Source organism: Pseudalkalibacillus berkeleyi, from assembly GCF_021608225.1.
Lineage (GTDB): Bacteria > Bacillota > Bacilli > Bacillales > Fictibacillaceae > Pseudalkalibacillus > Pseudalkalibacillus berkeleyi.
Map to the genome: position 1 here is coordinate 2,328,819 of NZ_JAKIJS010000001.1, position 16,728 is coordinate 2,345,546.

General features: G+C 40.7%; 16 protein-coding genes. 5 read left to right on the forward strand and 11 right to left on the reverse strand.

Annotated features, from left to right (window positions below; all coding sequences use genetic code 11):
• The first annotated feature begins 11 nt into the window (after positions 1 to 11).
• Positions 12 to 767 carry a potassium channel family protein gene (locus L2716_RS12255; RefSeq protein WP_236335255.1) on the forward strand — a complete coding sequence of 252 codons (756 nt, stop codon included), beginning with the start codon at positions 12 to 14 and terminating at the stop codon, positions 765 to 767.
• Here the strand turns inward: L2716_RS12255 and L2716_RS12260 are convergent.
• The 5 genes from L2716_RS12260 to L2716_RS12280 all read right to left on the reverse strand — a co-directional run bounded on the left by L2716_RS12260 (position 764) and on the right by L2716_RS12280 (position 7,109).
• On the reverse strand, positions 764 to 1,168 hold the full coding sequence (locus L2716_RS12260) for a YugN-like family protein (protein WP_236335265.1): 405 nt from the start codon (positions 1,166 to 1,168) through the stop codon (positions 764 to 766). The two genes, L2716_RS12255 and L2716_RS12260, sit on opposite strands and share 4 nt — an antisense overlap.
• Before the next feature lie 245 nt (positions 1,169 to 1,413).
• On the reverse strand, positions 1,414 to 2,763 hold the full coding sequence (locus tag L2716_RS12265) for a glucose-6-phosphate isomerase (protein WP_236335274.1): 1,350 nt from the start codon (positions 2,761 to 2,763) through the stop codon (positions 1,414 to 1,416).
• A gap of 72 nt (positions 2,764 to 2,835) precedes the next feature.
• Positions 2,836 to 4,020 (reverse strand): MFS transporter, encoded by a 1,185-nt coding sequence (locus tag L2716_RS12270; protein ID WP_236335276.1) that lies wholly within the window; start codon positions 4,018 to 4,020, stop codon positions 2,836 to 2,838.
• 64 nt (positions 4,021 to 4,084) lie between these two features.
• Positions 4,085 to 5,731, reverse strand: coding sequence for an SLC13 family permease (locus L2716_RS12275; protein ID WP_236335288.1), 1,647 nt, complete (start codon positions 5,729 to 5,731; stop codon positions 4,085 to 4,087).
• Positions 5,732 to 5,945: 214 nt separating this feature from the next.
• A complete protein-coding gene (locus L2716_RS12280; RefSeq protein ID WP_236335291.1) occupies positions 5,946 to 7,109 on the reverse strand; it encodes an iron-containing alcohol dehydrogenase in 1,164 nt (387 codons plus the stop codon).
• Positions 7,110 to 7,488: 379 nt separating this feature from the next.
• Between L2716_RS12280 and L2716_RS12285 the strand changes: the two genes are divergently transcribed.
• On the forward strand, positions 7,489 to 7,719 hold the full coding sequence (locus L2716_RS12285; protein WP_236335293.1) for a DUF378 domain-containing protein: 231 nt from the start codon (positions 7,489 to 7,491) through the stop codon (positions 7,717 to 7,719).
• 70 nt (positions 7,720 to 7,789) lie between these two features.
• Here L2716_RS12285 and yugI read toward each other — a convergent pair whose 3' ends face one another.
• From yugI to L2716_RS18410, 5 genes are all read right to left on the reverse strand, one after another.
• A complete protein-coding gene (yugI, locus tag L2716_RS12290; protein ID WP_236335298.1) occupies positions 7,790 to 8,185 on the reverse strand; it encodes a S1 domain-containing post-transcriptional regulator GSP13 in 396 nt (131 codons plus the stop codon).
• A gap of 149 nt (positions 8,186 to 8,334) precedes the next feature.
• Positions 8,335 to 10,257, reverse strand: coding sequence for an asparagine synthase (glutamine-hydrolyzing) (gene asnB / locus L2716_RS12295; protein WP_236335308.1), 1,923 nt, complete (start codon positions 10,255 to 10,257; stop codon positions 8,335 to 8,337).
• A 249-nt stretch (positions 10,258 to 10,506) separates the two neighbouring features.
• Positions 10,507 to 11,889 (reverse strand): class II fumarate hydratase, encoded by a 1,383-nt coding sequence (locus L2716_RS12300; protein ID WP_236335310.1) that lies wholly within the window; start codon positions 11,887 to 11,889, stop codon positions 10,507 to 10,509.
• Between the two features lie 94 nt (positions 11,890 to 11,983).
• Positions 11,984 to 12,265, reverse strand: coding sequence for a hypothetical protein (locus L2716_RS12305; protein WP_236335312.1), 282 nt, complete (start codon positions 12,263 to 12,265; stop codon positions 11,984 to 11,986).
• Positions 12,266 to 12,432: 167 nt separating this feature from the next.
• On the reverse strand, positions 12,433 to 12,846 hold the full coding sequence (locus tag L2716_RS18410; protein WP_236337900.1) for a hypothetical protein: 414 nt from the start codon (positions 12,844 to 12,846) through the stop codon (positions 12,433 to 12,435).
• A 204-nt stretch (positions 12,847 to 13,050) separates the two neighbouring features.
• Between L2716_RS18410 and L2716_RS12315 the strand changes: the two genes are divergently transcribed.
• From L2716_RS12315 to L2716_RS12325, 3 genes are all read left to right on the forward strand, one after another.
• Positions 13,051 to 13,902, forward strand: coding sequence for an alpha/beta fold hydrolase (locus L2716_RS12315; RefSeq protein ID WP_236335322.1), 852 nt, complete (start codon positions 13,051 to 13,053; stop codon positions 13,900 to 13,902).
• Between the two features lie 275 nt (positions 13,903 to 14,177).
• Positions 14,178 to 14,333, forward strand: a complete 156-nt coding sequence (locus tag L2716_RS12320; RefSeq protein WP_236335349.1) for a hypothetical protein — start codon at positions 14,178 to 14,180, stop codon at positions 14,331 to 14,333.
• A 293-nt stretch (positions 14,334 to 14,626) separates the two neighbouring features.
• A complete protein-coding gene (locus L2716_RS12325; RefSeq protein WP_236335367.1) occupies positions 14,627 to 15,796 on the forward strand; it encodes a CapA family protein in 1,170 nt (389 codons plus the stop codon).
• A gap of 64 nt (positions 15,797 to 15,860) precedes the next feature.
• Here L2716_RS12325 and L2716_RS12330 read toward each other — a convergent pair whose 3' ends face one another.
• A complete protein-coding gene (locus L2716_RS12330; protein WP_236335379.1) occupies positions 15,861 to 16,670 on the reverse strand; it encodes an SRPBCC domain-containing protein in 810 nt (269 codons plus the stop codon).
• Between the last annotated feature and the right edge of the window lie 58 nt (positions 16,671 to 16,728).

Genomic DNA, 16,728 nt, shown 5'->3' on the forward strand with positions numbered 1-16,728 from the left:
TAGGTGACTTTATGAAGACGATCACAGCGCATTATCTTCGACTACCCGCTATATTAAGATTAATTATCATAGTGTTAACGGTACTTTTTCTATTTGGGACAATGATGCATTATATTGAGCCTGGTAACTATCGTACAGTTTTTGACGGTATTTATTGGGCTGTCGTCACTGCTGCAACTGTCGGTTATGGCGACCTTGTTCCGAAAACATTGATCGGAAAAGTAATGACTATATTATTGATATTTTCTGGTACGACGTTTATCACTTATTTTTTCTCACAAATGGCTACTTATACGGTGAAGCGTCAAAATGCACTCATGAAGGGTGATATGGATTACCAGAAAAGTGGTCATATTGTCGTCGTTGGCTGGAATGAACGGACGAAAACATTGATAGAAAAAATTAACGAAGATACACCTGATCAACATGTAGTATTAATCGATCGAACGATTAACAAGAATCCTTTTCAGAATAGTAATGTGCACTATATTCACGGAAAGTCCTATGAGGATCAAACGCTTGAAAAGGCAAATGTGCAATTTGCGAAAATAGTCTTCATTACTGCAAACAATCAAGTAAGTGAAGAACAATCAGATATGGATTCAATCCTTACATTAATAGCAGTGATCGGCATGAGTCCCGTCGCGAAAACGATTGTTGAGATTTTAACATCCGCTCAAGTCGAGAATGCGAAGCGGGCAGGTGCCACAGAAATCATTCACACTTCAACCATTGTGAGTTCTGCACTCTTTAAGAGGATGGATTAATCGAGAAGCTGTTCCTCTAAGTGACGAACCATTTTTTCACCGATTCCCACCCATTTCTCATCTATTGATCCATCTGGATCTTGAGGTTCGGAAAATTGATTTATTGATGCGGATGCATTTCCTACCGATACATTGTCATCCAAACCGCGTTGGTACACATGATGAAGCAAGTACGGTGTACCCATTTGAACGATGCAATCATTTTTATCTAGCATGCCTTTCACAGAACTAAACGGAATGCGGAGGTACATGTAGCCCTCTTCGTCATCCAGTTTGTAGTCAAACGCACCATGGTCGTATTCCCAGCCACCGCCAATATCATAGCCTAATGGTTTTAGCGTGTATTCCAGTTCATTCAGTTCATATTGCTCGCCTTCTAGCTTGGAGCGAATTTCCTTCATACGTCGTTTCTCCCTTCATATAAATCATTACTTTTATCGTGTCCATTCCATTTTCATTTCATGAATCAATGTTGGATTTGTCCGATAAATTTGCTTGTTGCACGATAAACCCTAATGTTCACACGATAAAACCTGAGTTTTGCACGATAAAACTTGAGTTTTGCACGATAAATCATTGATCTTGATCGATAAAACATTAAAAAAACCGAACTGATGGTTCAGTTCGGCTCTTCATTATTCATGGTTTATTTAAGTCGTCGTTCTAATTCTTGTTTTAAGTCTTCAAATCCTGGTTTACCTAGTAGTGCGAACATATTCTTCTTATAAGCTTCTACTCCAGGCTGGTTGAATGGGTTTACGCCGAGCAAATATCCACCGATTGCACACGCTTTTTCAAAGAAATACACGAGGTAACCGAAATGATATGCATTCAATTCAGGAATGTTCACCACAAGATTCGGCACGCCGCCATCTGTATGGGCGAGTAATGTTCCTTCATATGCTTTCTCGTTAACGAAGTCCATCGTTTTCCCGGATAAAAAGTTTAAGTTATCGAGGTTCCCTTCGTCTTCTTCAATCGTCATTTCCTTACGCGGCTTTTCAACGTTCAAAATCGTTTCGAACAAGTCGCGACGTCCTTCTTGTACGTATTGTCCAAGTGAATGAAGATCCGTTGAAAAATCTGCTGCTGCAGGGAAAATCCCTTTATTGTCTTTTCCATCACTTTCACCGTAAAGCTGCTTCCACCATTCTGCTACGTAATGTAGTGCGGGCTCGTAGTTGACCATAAGCTCAACTGTTTTGCCTTTGTTATAGAGCACATTACGAACAGCTGCATATTGGTATGCTTCGTTATCAGCTAAGCTCGGATTGCTATATGCGGTTCGTGCATCTGCTGCCCCTTTCATCATTTCCTCGATATTGATACCAGTTGCTGCAATCGGTAGCAAGCCGACAGCCGTCAGAACAGAATAGCGACCACCGACATCGTCAGGTATGACGAACGTTTCATAGCCTTCTTTATCGGCTAGCGTTTTTAACGCACCTTTTTCACGGTCTGTTGTTGCGTAGATCCGTTTGCGTGCCTCATCTTTACCATATTTCTCTTCCAAAAATGTTCTAAAAATACGGAATGCAATGGCTGGCTCTGTTGTTGTCCCTGACTTTGAGATCACATTAATGGATACGTCCTTATCCTTCAATACGTCAAAAAGATCTTGCGTGTACGTTGAACTGATCTGATGTCCGACGAATATGACTTGAGGTGTATCGCGTTTTTCTTTCCCTAGCATGTTGTAGAAGGAGTGATGGAGCATTTCGATGGCAGCTCGAGCACCTAGGTACGAACCCCCAATACCGATGACGAGCAATACCTCTGTATCCTTCTTGATTTTCTCCGCTGCTTTTTGAATCCGATTAAATTCTTCGCGATCGTAGTTTTCTGGAAGGTCGACCCATCCTAGAAAGTCATTACCGGCTCCTGTTTTGTTATGTAGTGCCTCATGTGCTGTTTTCACTTGGTCTGCGTACTGATCAATTTCATGCTGACCGAGAAATGCCAAGGCTTTTGTATAATCAAATTGAATTGTAGACATATTACCCCTCCAACTTCTTTCATTATTCATAATCACTTTATCCGAATAAAAAATCAAACGCAAGTTGTACAGCTATGATTGATGCTTCAACTTAGGCAGAAACATAAAGATAAACAGTAAGAGCATGCTTGTACTTAAGATCCCTGTCCATGCAAAATGATCCCACAGTGTTCCAACCGCAGAACTACCAATCGTAACACCTAAATAATAATTGATTAGATAGAAGCTAGATGCGCCGCTTTTGTGATGTGTAGCCGTTCGATTAACGAGTGCTGCAGCCATTGAGTGTGATATGAAGAAACCTGTACATAAGACTGTCAGACCGAAAATAATCACAGAACTATTATGGATTGCAGTTAACCAAGTACCGATTGCGAGGAGCATCAGTCCGCTCAGCATTACATTGAACAGTCCGAACCGATTAGAGAAACGACTCGCTAGTGGTGGCGCTAACACACCGAGCACATATGCAAAATACGTATAAGAAATCCATTTAAGCGACCAATTGAACGGCTCTCCTTTTAGATAGAAAGGTAAGTACGTCCACACAGCGGTGAACATGATTTGTAATAGGAGGCCCATTACAAACAGAGGAATGAGTTTTCGGTCCGTTAAATGAATAAGCATGCCTTTTAGGTCGGATTTTAGAGATGAGCGCGATTCTGCTGAAGGACGTTCTGATGGCAGTAGCACAATAAATAAAAGGAGTGCGACGACGCCAAATCCACTTAAACTAAGTAACGAAGTCTCCCAACCCCACTTATCTGCACTATACCCTCCCCAAACACGACCAGACATACCACCGAGTGCATTACTCGCGATGTATAGCGTCATTGCAATACCAATATACCTTCGATCGATTTCATTGCCGAGATAGCCCATGGCTGATGCTGGTACACCTGCTAAGAAAAAACCTTGCAACAGTCTAAGTCCGACTATGAAAGAAAAGTTTGTTGAAAATGCCATTGCTGCTAATGTCAAAATCGTCACCGTAAGGGAAACAATCATAATGTTCTTTTTACCATATCGATCAGCAAGAAATCCTAGGATAAATAGACCAAACATCATCGTAAAAACTGAAGCTGACATTAGAAAGCTCGATAAGGTTGTGCTAACATCGTACGTCTCAACAAAAACCGGTAGCAACGGTTGAAAAATATACAGCGTAGAAAATGTGAGCAGCGACGAAATCGTCAGGCTGATGATGGCTTGCCAAAACTGATGTTGTTGTTTCGTATAAGGAATGTGTGCGTCCATAACCTTCAACCCTTATCTTTTTATAATGAAAGAAGAGGGTGATAGCACCCTCTTCGCATTTACTTTATTTATTAAATGCATCAGGAAATGTCGTCAAATCGATTCCCCAAACGATTGGTAAGTAAAAATAAATCGCAATCGTTACAATGACAATTGAGGCGATATTCAGCCAAAATCCTGCGCGCATCATATCTGGTATTCTCAAGTATCCTGAACCGAATACGACTGCGTTCGGAGGTGTTGCAACTGGCAGCATAAATGCACAGCTAGCTGCTAGTCCTGCTCCAATCATCAATGCATAAGGGTGAACAGAAATCGCAGATGCGAGCGATGCCATAATTGGAAACATCATTGTTGCAGTTGCTGTATTGGACGTAATTTCCGTTAAGAAAATAACGAGCGCAACTACGATCGCTAAGATTAAGAACAAATTAATGCCTTCTAGAATGGTAAGCTGACTACCGATCCATTTGGCAAGTCCTGATTGTTTAAAGCCTGCGGCAATCGCTAGTCCTGCACCGAACAGAAGTAGAATGCCCCACGGTAATCCTTTTGCTGTATTCCAGTCTAGTAAGAAGTCCCCTTTTTTACTCACAGACGGGATGAGGAACAGTAAGATTGCTGCTGTCATTGCGATAATCGTATCGTTGATATTTGGAATCCAATTTGCAAGTAAGAATGAGCGTGAAATCCAAGCGAAAGCTGTTAATGTAAAAACAGTGAGAATGATTTTTTCTTCCGTTCCCATCTTTCCGAGCGATTTCTTCTCATTTCTTATCACTTCCTTCCCACCAGGAAGTTCACGAATTTTCATAGGGAACGCAAACTTAACAAGATAATACCAAGTACCAAATAGCATGACAATCACGATCGGCACACCAAACATCATCCATCTCGCAAATGAGATTTCAATTCCATATGTTTGTTCAACAACAGCCGCAAAGATTGTGTTCGGAGGTGTGCCGATTAAGGTTGCTAACCCACCGATTGAGGCACCATAAGCAATTCCGAGCATGATCGCTTTTCCGAAATTGAACTTTTTAACGTCAACTTCTTCTTTACCGTCTTTATTCAGTTGTTCAGAAACTTGATAAATCACGGCCATACCAATCGGAACCATCATCATGGATGTGGCTGTGTTCGAAATCCACATGGAGAGAAACCCAGTGGAAACCATGAATCCTAAAATAATTCGTTCTGTACTCGTACCGATTGCTGAAATAATCGCTAACGCAATCCGCTTGTGTAGGTTCCATTTTTGCATGGCGAGCGCTATCAAAAAGCCGCCCATGAATAAGAAGATCGTATTATCGCCATAAGACGATGCGGTTGTATCTCCATCTAAACCGCCAGTGATCGGAAATAAAATTAAAGGCAGTAAAGAAGTAGCTGGAATTGGAATGGCTTCTGTAATCCACCACGTTGCAATCCAGATCGTACTTGCAAGAATCGCTAAGCCTTGTTGAGATAAACCTTCAGGATTGAAAAATAAGAGCGTTGCTGCAAAAAGAATTGGACCAAGTACAAGGCCGATTCCTTTCTGCTTCCCATACGAAGGTCCTGGATCCGTGTTGTTTGGCGCATTCTGCTTCGTTTTCTCTGTTTCGTCGGTAGAGCCTGATTGTGATGAGGATAGCATCATTAAGTCCTTTGCTTGATGATGCCACTTCCACAAAGCTGTCCACATTGACTGTATGAATGTATGTTGCATCTTCTTCCCTCCGTTTCAATAGGTTCGTTCGTTTTTAACTTTCCTGTTATAACGCCTTAGTAAACGCTTTCGTAAAATGTGAGGCATCGCTGGGAGTATGAAAGAAAAGAAAGCCACTGTCGGTAGCGAGGTTCACTTCTTCGGTGTTGTATCCTCTACAAAAATAAAAACTGCACTCCGCCAGTTGGCGTTGTGCAGTATCCTTTTGTAAATTTTATAGAGACATTTGCAAGATTTTCGCTACATCTTCGTTTTGTTGTGTTTGGAAGTTACCAAATGGTCCTCTTTTCATTGCGCGATCTGCCATTAAATCGAGCTTAGAATCGTCGATGTCATAATCAGCTAGACGTGTTGGTGCTCCAAGTGACGTCCAAAATTCAGAGATCTTATCGATAGCGGTAAGCGCTAGATCGCGATCAGACTTCCCTGTTGGATCAACACCAAACACGCGAACTGCCAGTTGCTTTAACTTCGTTTCAGTTGCATCAATATTGTGTTTCATCCAATTCGGGAATAAGATAGCGAGCCCACCAGCATGCGGGATATCATGTACGGCAGATACCGCGTGCTCGATGTTGTGCGTCGCCCAGTCTCCCCGTGCACCCATTTGAAGGATACCATTTAATGCCATCGTTCCACTGTAAAGAATGGTTTCACGATGCTCGTAGCTTTCAAGGTTTTCTAATAACTTAGGTGCAGTATCCATAACAGTTAACAAAATCGCTTCGGCCATACGTTCTTGTAGCTTCGTATTGGTAGCCGCATGGAAATAAGATTCAAGTACATGAGACATCATGTCTACGATTCCATAAACCGTTTGATCTCTCGGTACAGTCATTGTGTTAACTGGATCTAATATTGAGAATTTAGGGAAGTTTAGCGGACTACCCCAGCCATATTTCTCATTCGTCTCCCAGTTTGTAATAACCGATCCAGAGTTCATCTCTGAGCCAGTAGCCGCTAATGTGAGAATTGTACCAAATGGTAACGTGTCCTTCACGTCAGCTTTTTTCGTTATGAGGTCCCAAACATCCCCTTCGTATTTTGCGCCGGCTGCGATGGCTTTTGTACAATCAATTACACTTCCTCCGCCGACAGCTAGTAAGAAGTCAACGTTATTTTCTCGGACTAACTCAACGCCTTTGCGCACTGTTGTCAGTCTAGGATTAGGTTCAACACCTGCTAATTCAGAGACATTCGCTTCTATTGCAGATAACTTCTCCATAACTTGATCATACAGTCCGTTTTTCTTAATGCTTCCGCCACCATAAACAACGAGTACATTCTTGCCGTATTGAGGAATTTCCTTTTCAAGTGCTTCTATTTGTCCTTTACCGAAAATCAATTTCGTTGGATTTCTAAATTCAAAATTATCCATAAGTTCCTCCTTATTGAATCATTCATACGTTATTATCTCGAAATATCCCATTCTGAGTAAAGTAATCTGTTTATGTATTAGAAATTGAAAGTATTGAGTCTTAGTTGCACTTATACTGTTATCTTAAACTTTTCAACTACGTCGTTATTCCATCAATTAGAAAAGTTATCGGCAAAACATGTATAAAGCAAACTTGGCGAAGACAAGCCTTAGCGCTGGGTGAGCCTTAGTTGCACTTATACTGATTCCCTAAACTTTTCATCATCGTCGTTATTCCATCAATTAGAAAAGTTATCAAAGATCATGTATAAAAATATATCAATTATTCCAAAATAAAGAAGAAGTAAAATCTTCCACTTCAATTAAAGGAGGGAACATCATGAGTGCTATTCAACGTACAGCTTTAGTGTTAGTGATTATCGGTGCCATTAACTGGGGTCTTATCGGCTTTTTTCAATTCGATCTAGTAGCAGCAATCTTTGGTGGTCAAAATGCTGCATTAGCACGAATCGTATACGGATTAGTTGGGCTAAGTGGTTTATACTGTCTAACACTAGTGTTCAGACCGTCTGAAGAGTTCAATACAGAAGACCGTAGTGAATTAACTTAACTTACTTATTTGACTCATAAACAAAAAAACAGCCGACAGAATTTCTGTCGGCTGTTTTCTGTTTCAATTATTATTTCTTAAGACGCTTGTTTAATTGAGCTTGGCGATCGTTCGATTCTTTCAACCAGCCCTTCAACTTGTCTTCAAGTGTGTTGAATCCTTGTGTGCTCTCGTTTTGCACTGGGCGCTTACGACGAGGACGTTGTGGCTGCGGCTTAGGCTCAGGTGCAGCTTGTGTTTTGCGGATAGAAAGGGAAATCTTACCACTGTTTTCTTCAACGTTCATTACTTTAACTTCAACTTTATCTCCAACAGAAAGGTGATCATTTATATCTTTCACGTAATCGTGAGAAACCTCGGAAATATGAACTAGACCTTGATGTTGGTCATCCAGGGCAACAAACGCACCGAACGGTTTGATTCCCGTGACTTTCCCCTCAACTGTACTTCCAACTTCGTATTTCATACAAGTAACAACTCCTACATATTTTTTAACTTTAACAGTATAACATAGAAAGTTTTTTTATACAAAAGCCTATCCATCAGATAAATGAAGAAAAACCACCGTCATGACAGTGGTTTTTCAAGAGCTTCATTTCTACAATATCAAGTACCTTAACTCGTTGCAATTTTGTAGGGCTCAATTGCTTCTTCATATTGTCGGAGATTTTGAAACTCATGAAAGTGATAAAGATTCTCTATATAAATTTGATGCCATATCATAAATGTAATAACTGTCCATATTTTGCGACTGTAATCTAGTTTACCTGCTCGATGAACTTCTAACATTCCTAAAATCATATTTTTATCCAAATATTGCTCTGTAGGACTTTTGGTAATGAGATCTTTCGCCCATTCGTACAATTCATTCTTTAACCAGTGTCTGATTGGAACTGGAAAACCGAGTTTCCTACGGTAAAGAACAGAGTCTGGAACGATCCCCTTCATTGCTTCACGTAACGCATACTTCGTCGTGCCGTTTGTTACCGAATCAGACGACGAAATTTGAGAGGCAACTTTAAACACTTCTTTATCTAAGAACGGAACCCTAAGTTCTAGAGAGTTTGCCATCGTCATTCGATCAGCTTTTACAAGGATATCTCCTCTTAACCACGTATGCATATCCACATACTGCATTTTATGAATATCCTCGTATGAACGAGCATAGTCGTACAATGGCTGGGTTACCCTTTGATAATGCCAATCTTGATTATATTTGTTAAGCAGCTGTTCTTTTTCTTTCTCAGTAAACATTTTAGCATTACCGATGTAACGCTCTTCCATCGTCATGCTACCACGCTCAAGAAAGCTTTTCCCTTTTGTACCTTCAGGAAGTATATTTGACAGCTTTCTTAGCCATGTACGAATGCCTTGAGGGAGAGATTGATAACCTCTTAAAGAATTCGGTTCGTTGTAGATTGTGTATCCCCCGAACAACTCATCTGCTCCTTCACCTGAGAGGACAACCTTCACATGCTTTCTAGCTTCACGTGCAACAAAATAAAGAGGGATCGCAGCTGGGTCTGCTACGGGATCATCCATGTACCATATAATTTTTGGTAACTCGTTAACAAATTCTTCAGGTTGAACAATATAATGAATATTCTCGACATTTAAGGATGCAGCTGTAGAGACAGCAACATCAATTTCACTATAGCCTTCCCGTTCAAATCCAACTGTAAAGGTTTTGATATTAGGATTTACTTCTCTTGCGAGGGCTACAATCGCACTTGAGTCGATTCCACCTGATAAGAAACTCCCTACTGGAACATCGCTACGCATATGTACTCTTACGGAGTCCCTCATGACTTGTTGGATATCTTCTATTATACGATTGAGTGGTGCCGCCTTTGAACGAAATGTAGGCAACCAATAAGATTTGATGGACATAGGCTCATCAGGTTTTTTCGTAAAATAATGTCCTGGAGATAATTTTTTAATACCTACGGACATGGTAGAAGGTTCTGGGACGAATTGATAAGTAAGGTAGTGATGTAGAGATTCTGGGTCTACATCATTCTCTTTTCTTAAAGTAAGAATCGATTTCTTTTCTGATGCACAGTAAAGTAAGCCTTCTTCTTCAAGGTAGAAAAAAGGCTTAATTCCAAAGGGGTCACGTGCACCGGTAAGTGTATGCGTTTCTTTATCCCATATGAGGAAACCAAACATCCCTCGTAAATCTTTAAAAGATTCGACACCTTTTCGGACAAAGTTTGCTAAAATGACTTCTGTATCAGAATTCGTTTTAAACACATATCCTTCTTCTAAGAGTTCATTCCGTAACTCGACATAGTTATATATTTCACCATTAAAGATGATCCAATAACGGTCATCTTCATAAGACAGTGGTTGATGTCCGCTTTCTAGGTCAATAATACTTAATCGGCGGAAGCCAAATCGAACATATTCATCATAGAAATGACCTTCATCATCTGGTCCTCTATGGTTAATGATATCTGTCATCTGTTGTAGTTGATTGATTTCAACTTCATCAGGTAAAAGACTTATATCTGAGACATAACCGACAAATCCACACATCTGAACTGCCTCCTTCTACCGAAGTTTTTCTTCATCCTGAAATACCTACGACTATTATAGCCCTTAAACATATTATAACGCCCTACATAAGGATTAGACGAGTGACTTTTGACATTGTTTCAAATAAACTGCATTTTTATCATGCCAAATATTCCCTTGGTTTATTAGTTACGCAAAACTGACAAGTTGAACAGAATCTAGGAATATGTAAAAAAGAAAGGGCAGAAACAATGTTCTGCCCTTGGATGACTACACTAAATTTTCTGGTTTGAGTAATACATCTGCTTCTTCTTCAGACAAAATCCCTCGATCAAGAATGATTTCTCGCACGGTCTTACCGGTCTTAAAACTTTCTTTAGCGACATCTGCTGCCTTTTCATATCCGATTTTGGGATTCAATGCAGTCGCTAGTGCAAGACTCTTTTCCATTAATTCACTCATTCTACCTTCATTCGGTTCAATCCCATTAATACACCTTTTTGTGAATGTCTCCATACCTGTTGACAAGATTGTGATGGATTGAAGGACATTATATCCGATAATCGGCATCATAGGATTTATTTCTAATTGGCTACCAATACCTGCTGTAGATACTGCGGTATCGTTCCCGATGACTTGTGAACAAATCATATACAGATTTTCTGGAATGACTGGATTCACTTTACCTGGCATGATAGAAGAACCTGGTTGAACTGCTGGTAATGTCAATTCCGCTATACCGGTTCTAGGTCCTGAACTCAGCAACCTGAAATCACTAGACACTTTAATTAGATGGATCGCCACTTCTTTCAAAGCGTGACTTACCCGAATTGCTGCTCCTGTATTTTGCATGAAGCTAAATCGACTTTTCGGTTGCTGAAATGCTAATCCCGTTGTTTCAGCAACAGCTTGAATGGCACGATCGCTATACTCCGGATGCGAGTTAATACCAGTTCCTACGGCATTTCCTCCTAATCCAATTTCATAAAGAAATGGTTCGGCCATCTTCACCGCGTCATACGCGTTACGTAAACTTTGTGCATAACCCTCAAAGGATTGGCCTAAGCGCATTGGGACTGCATCTTGTAAATGTGTTCTACCTGATTTGATATACGGCTGAAATTCATCAGCTTTCTTTTCGAGCGCCTCAATCGTTCGTTCAATGGACGGATAGAATTGCCGGTTTAATTGTTCTGCCACTGCTATGTTGATCGCAACATGAATCGTGTCATTTGTGGATTGTGCCATATTCACATCATCATTCGGATGAACCTTCGTCCAATCACCACGTTCTCCACCTAATAGTTCGCTCGCTCTGGAAGCAATGACTTCATTTGCATTCATGTTCTGCGAGGTTCCTGCTCCTGCTTGATAGGCATCCACGACAAATTGGTCATCCAACTTCCCATTCATCACTTCTTCAGCTGCTTCGATGATTGCATTTGCTTTCTTTTCTTCAAGCTCACCTGTATCTCTGTTCGCGACAGCTGCTGACCTTTTGATGATGGCTTGGGCTCTTATAAATGCTTTTGGCAATCTTTGTCCACTAATCGGAAAATTTTCAACCGCTCTTTGGGTTTGTGCACCATAATAAGCATCACGAGGAACTTTCACTTCGCCTAAAGTATCTTTTGCTATACGATAATTTTCCATCTCTATATTCCTCCGATCCCAACAATTTCTCTACTACGTTATGTTCCACTAATTACATAATTAAAAACCCTTATTTTTTCCAAAATAAGGGCTACTATCTCCATCTCATGTTCGGATAATACGGAAAACACCTGTGCTCAGGAGGAGGAAATGGATACACCTTCGCTTGAGGTTTATTAATTTTCCTATATTCCGTTCGATATCCTGCTCTTGCTCTCTCCATGAATGTTTTCTCAGAGATCGGTCTAGGCGCAGACCATTCAAGCGATTGTGGGTTCATCCATGAATCATGTGTAATCAGTTCTTTTTTATAGTAATACCGGTTACCACTCGGGTATTCTTCACAAATATATAAAACCGTTTGACGAGAGTGCATAATTTACCTCCAGTTTGATACGAATTATGTAACAGTTTACCCATTTATTGTCATTTTATTTCCACACGTTCGTCCTATAAGGCATTTGCCCGCTTGTACGAATTATATTTTGACTTAAAGAAAAGAGCTTGAATAGATGCCAAGCCCTTTCTTTTTTGTCAAAGTTTCTAACGGAAACCGCCGTACCCTGACCACCACCAGAATCCAGCGATGATTAACAATATGACAACGATGACGACTACAGCCCATACCCAGGCATAACCGTAACCAAATCCTCCGTAAATAGGATACGGTGGATAACCGCCACCTGGATATCCTCCATAAGGTGAAGCATTATATGGACTTTGTGCACCTGCAACGAGTGATGGTGACTGTGCACCAGCAACTTGACCTACAGGCATACAATACAGCAAATTCGCTTGTGGAGCTTGCTGTGTCTGAGCACCAGCCACTTGAGCAGGCGCTTGTTGGGCAGGTGGACAAGGTGGGTATGGTTTTGGATAGCAACCTGGACGGTCGGTATCGGAATAGTCAGCATTCGCTTCGAAATCATACTCTTCGTTATCGTAGTATTGAGGCATTCCCCTAAACCTCCTTATCATTCTTCATAATAAAATATGTACCTACCTTAAAAAACGGAAGAGGCTTTTAGCGGAAAAGCGCCCTTTTTTGTCAGGAATTAACTACATGACCGTTCAACAGTTGGAAATCCTAATGATGAAGGCTATGTATCCAAGCCTATTCATTAAAAATTGGGCATTTCAAGTTGAAGGAGGTTAGAATCGATGGTAGCCATGACTATGGTTCCAGAAGTGAATACATCCAAGGAGTTATTGCTACAAAACACTAAGCTTTACTACGAGCACCACCCACATTCAGATACAGAAGCTCCGACGATCATTATGATTCATGGATTTCTAAGCTCTTGTTTCAGTTTCAGGAAACTCATACCTGAGTTGAAGAAACAATTCCACATTTACGCAATAGACTTACCAGGATTCGGTCGTAGCGAAAAATCACGGACCTTCTTTTACTCCCTTAAAAATTATGGTCAATTAGTCGTTGATTTTATTGATCATTTACAGCTTAAAAATCCTTATATCATCGGTCACTCTATGGGAGGGCAAGTTGCAATGCACGCCTCTCGAATTGCACCTGAAAAAATCAAAAAATTAATTCTGATTGGCTGTTCTGGATATTTGAAAAGACCGAGTCCTTTTGTGGTTCGATGTTCCTATCTTCCTTTTTTCGTATATGTCATTAAACATTGGGTAAGCAGAAAAGGTGTGAAGGACAATTTAATGACAGTCGTTCACAATCCCGCTTTAATTAATGAAGAGTTAATAAATGGATATGCTCAGCCCTTCTCAGATGCGGAGACGTTTCATGCTCTAATTAGAGTTTTGCGACACCGAGAAGGGGATATGTCACCTGAAGAATTAAAAGAGGTTAAAGTTCCTGTACTATTGCTATGGGGCAGATATGACCGAATCATTCCACTTCCTGTCGGACAAAGACTAGTGAATGATTTACCTGATGCAAAGCTTAAAGTATATGATAATGCTGGTCATTTATTGCCTGAAGAAATACCGATGGAAATAAGTGAAGAAATCTGTTCGTTCCTTAATTTCATTTAAAACAGTGTTTGTCCACCTGTGGAAAGGTAACAAACACTTTTTTACATAAAAGACAGCTGTTCAAATTCATTTTGAATTTCGCACATACTCTTCACTTAGGCCTGATACTGGGACTTTGGGTGCTCCGCAGCTGGGAAAAGGATCTACCGAGCACTCATTCGGGGGCTTTGGGTGCTCCGTAGCTGAGAAAATGGTCTACCGAGCACTCATTCGGGGGCTTTGAGTGCTCCGTAGCTGGGAAAATGGTCTACCGAGCACTCATACTGGTACTTTGAGTGCTCCGCAGCTGGGAAAACGATCTACCGAGCATTCATACAGGTGCTTTGGGTGCTCCACAGCTAGGAAAACGGTCCACCGAGCACTCATTCGGGCGCGTTGAGTGCTCCGTAGCTGAGAAAATGGTCTACCGAGCACTCATTCGGGTGCTTTGAGTGCTCCGTAGCTTGGAAAACGATCTACCGAGCACTCATTCGGGGGCTTTGAGTGCTCCGCAGCTGGGAAAACGGTCTACCGAGCACTCATACTGCCCCCCTAATAGGTGCTTTAAGTCTTTGAAGTAAATAAAGACACCTAGTGTGATTATTCTCCTAATCCGTATTGAATCATAAAGATACCCTTTATTTCATGGTTTCGACAAGTAGTTCTAACGTATGACTTATTTCAACAAAATTAGTTGTGGATATTGCGAAAAAAAGGACTAAAATAAGAGTAAGGGGGATTTATTATGAAAAAAGTCTCAATTATCTCTTTCTTTGTCGTGATTACCAGTCTTATTTTTGTGCTTTTTATAAATGATCAAATGTTACCTAATAGTGAATTTACTAACGAAACCCAGCCTAGTCCAAAGGCTGAAAACAATCAAACAGAGAAAACAGAACCACCACCCATTAAAGAGCCTAAAGAAGTGACTACTTACGCATCATTAATGGCAGTTGGCGATATTTTAATTCATGCTCGCGTTTATAATGTCGCTGCAATTGGTTCTCAGCAGTATGATTTTAAACCAATGCTTGAAAATGTAAAACCTTTTCTAGAAAAGGGTGACATCACGATTGCGAATCAAGAAACGATGATTGGCGGGAGTGCTTTAGGTGTTTCTACATACCCAAGATTCAATAGTCCTTATGAGGTAGGAAATGCGCTTAAGGATGCAGGTGTTGATCTCGTTACAATTGCCAACAACCATACACTTGATCGAGGAGAAAAAGCGATTATGAATGCACTTGATCACTGGGACTCAATCGGCATGGCATATACAGGGTCATACCGTTCTGAGGAGGATCGTTCAGATTTAAGGTTGCTAGAGAAAAACGGCATTGAGTTCTCATTCTTAAGCTACACGTATGGGACGAATGGCATCCCCGTTCCTGAATCCAAGCCTTATCTCGTCAATCTAATTGATGCCGATCAGATCAAAACGGAAGTCGAGAAAGCAAAAAAGCTTTCTGATGTCGTTGTTCTAAGCCTACATTTCGGTAATGAATATGAACGATTACCAAATGAACAACAAAAGTTTCTGGCTAATGAAGCAGCGTCGGCAGGTGCAGACATCATTATCGGCCACCATCCACACGTCTTACAACCACCTGAATGGATTACATGGCCTGATGGAAAGAAAACATTCGTCATTTATTCGCTCGGAAACTTCTTGTCCGGACAAAGAGGCAATTACAAGGATATCGGCGGTATTGTAAAAATAGGCGTACAGAAAGTTGTAAAAGGTGAGCAAGAGACGATAACTGTTCAAGATCCTGCCTTTTTACCAACTTGGGTCGATCGTAGTTACCTCATACACCCAATGTACCAATTGAAAGATAAACAAAACCATTACAATGAAATTAAACAACATATGTCACAGTGGATGCCAGAGATTGAATTCATTGAATCACCATAAGAATTGACTGAACAAACAGCAAAAAGGAGATGCCAAATGTAATGGCGTCTCCTTTTTATCAGTCTTATTCAGGTCTTTTGCCTGTTTCAACGTATTCTTTAAGAAACTTTCCGAGTAGTTCTTGCCACCCTTGATCGTGGCCAGCTCGCCACTCGGGGTCAATTAAACCGTATGCATGGTGGGATAGCTTCAATACAGTATCATCACCTTTTTCTTCTAGTTGATAAGTGTAAGCACTATTTACTGCTCCCCTCATACCAAGCAGTCCGTTCATACGAATTTCCTCAGGTGCCTTCACATAAGAAACGACTCCCCAAAGCGCACCTTCTCCATTTCCCCAAGTTTCAATAAACCGTCCGCCTACCTTAGGTTCGAAACTTAGAGTTGATTTCTTGTCACCACTTAAACGATAAGCCCACCATTGATCGATATCACTGGTTAGTGCTTCATATACTTTTTCACGTGGCGCGTGAATGGTAATTTCTTGTTCAATTTGAAAAGAATCTTGCTTCAATCCGTTTTCCATTTGATCCTTCCTCCCAATTGATTGTTCGACTTTTTCTTTTAACGTTAAGAGAGAGTTTGCGTCTTGGTCCTCGTACTTATTCACCCAACGGTTGTAGATCTCCCTTAAGGGTACAGCGTTCAAGTAATTCAAACGAACTCTGCCTTCTCTTCGAATCGTTATTAAATTGGCACTCTCGAGCATACCAAGGTGCTTCATAACCGCGTATCTTGTGACCTCAGGAAATTTCTCATTTAAATCACCTGTGGACTTTGGCCCGTGAATTAAGGTATCCAATATTTGTCTTCTAATCGGATGACTTAAAGCTTTGAAGGTGGTTGAAAGTTCATCGACCATTTCTGCGATCATCAACACCTCCCTTTCATGATTTAATGTGACTAAATAGTAACATTTCAGAGCGTTTAAC

Coding starts and splice junctions, on each gene's coding strand:
- L2716_RS12255 (WP_236335255.1), top strand. CDS start 12: ATGAAGACGATCACAGCGCATTATCTTCGACTACCCGCTATATTAAGA.
- L2716_RS12260 (WP_236335265.1), bottom strand. CDS start 1,168: ATGAAGGAAATTCGCTCCAAGCTAGAAGGCGAGCAATATGAACTGAAT.
- L2716_RS12265 (WP_236335274.1), bottom strand. CDS start 2,763: ATGTCTACAATTCAATTTGATTATACAAAAGCCTTGGCATTTCTCGGT.
- L2716_RS12270 (WP_236335276.1), bottom strand. CDS start 4,020: ATGGACGCACACATTCCTTATACGAAACAACAACATCAGTTTTGGCAA.
- L2716_RS12275 (WP_236335288.1), bottom strand. CDS start 5,731: ATGCAACATACATTCATACAGTCAATGTGGACAGCTTTGTGGAAGTGG.
- L2716_RS12280 (WP_236335291.1), bottom strand. CDS start 7,109: ATGGATAATTTTGAATTTAGAAATCCAACGAAATTGATTTTCGGTAAA.
- L2716_RS12285 (WP_236335293.1), top strand. CDS start 7,489: ATGAGTGCTATTCAACGTACAGCTTTAGTGTTAGTGATTATCGGTGCC.
- yugI (WP_236335298.1), bottom strand. CDS start 8,185: ATGAAATACGAAGTTGGAAGTACAGTTGAGGGGAAAGTCACGGGAATC.
- asnB (WP_236335308.1), bottom strand. CDS start 10,257: ATGTGTGGATTTGTCGGTTATGTCTCAGATATAAGTCTTTTACCTGAT.
- L2716_RS12300 (WP_236335310.1), bottom strand. CDS start 11,889: ATGGAAAATTATCGTATAGCAAAAGATACTTTAGGCGAAGTGAAAGTT.
- L2716_RS12305 (WP_236335312.1), bottom strand. CDS start 12,265: ATGCACTCTCGTCAAACGGTTTTATATATTTGTGAAGAATACCCGAGT.
- L2716_RS18410 (WP_236337900.1), bottom strand. CDS start 12,846: ATGCCTCAATACTACGATAACGAAGAGTATGATTTCGAAGCGAATGCT.
- L2716_RS12315 (WP_236335322.1), top strand. CDS start 13,051: ATGGTAGCCATGACTATGGTTCCAGAAGTGAATACATCCAAGGAGTTA.
- L2716_RS12325 (WP_236335367.1), top strand. CDS start 14,627: ATGAAAAAAGTCTCAATTATCTCTTTCTTTGTCGTGATTACCAGTCTT.
- L2716_RS12330 (WP_236335379.1), bottom strand. CDS start 16,670: ATGATCGCAGAAATGGTCGATGAACTTTCAACCACCTTCAAAGCTTTA.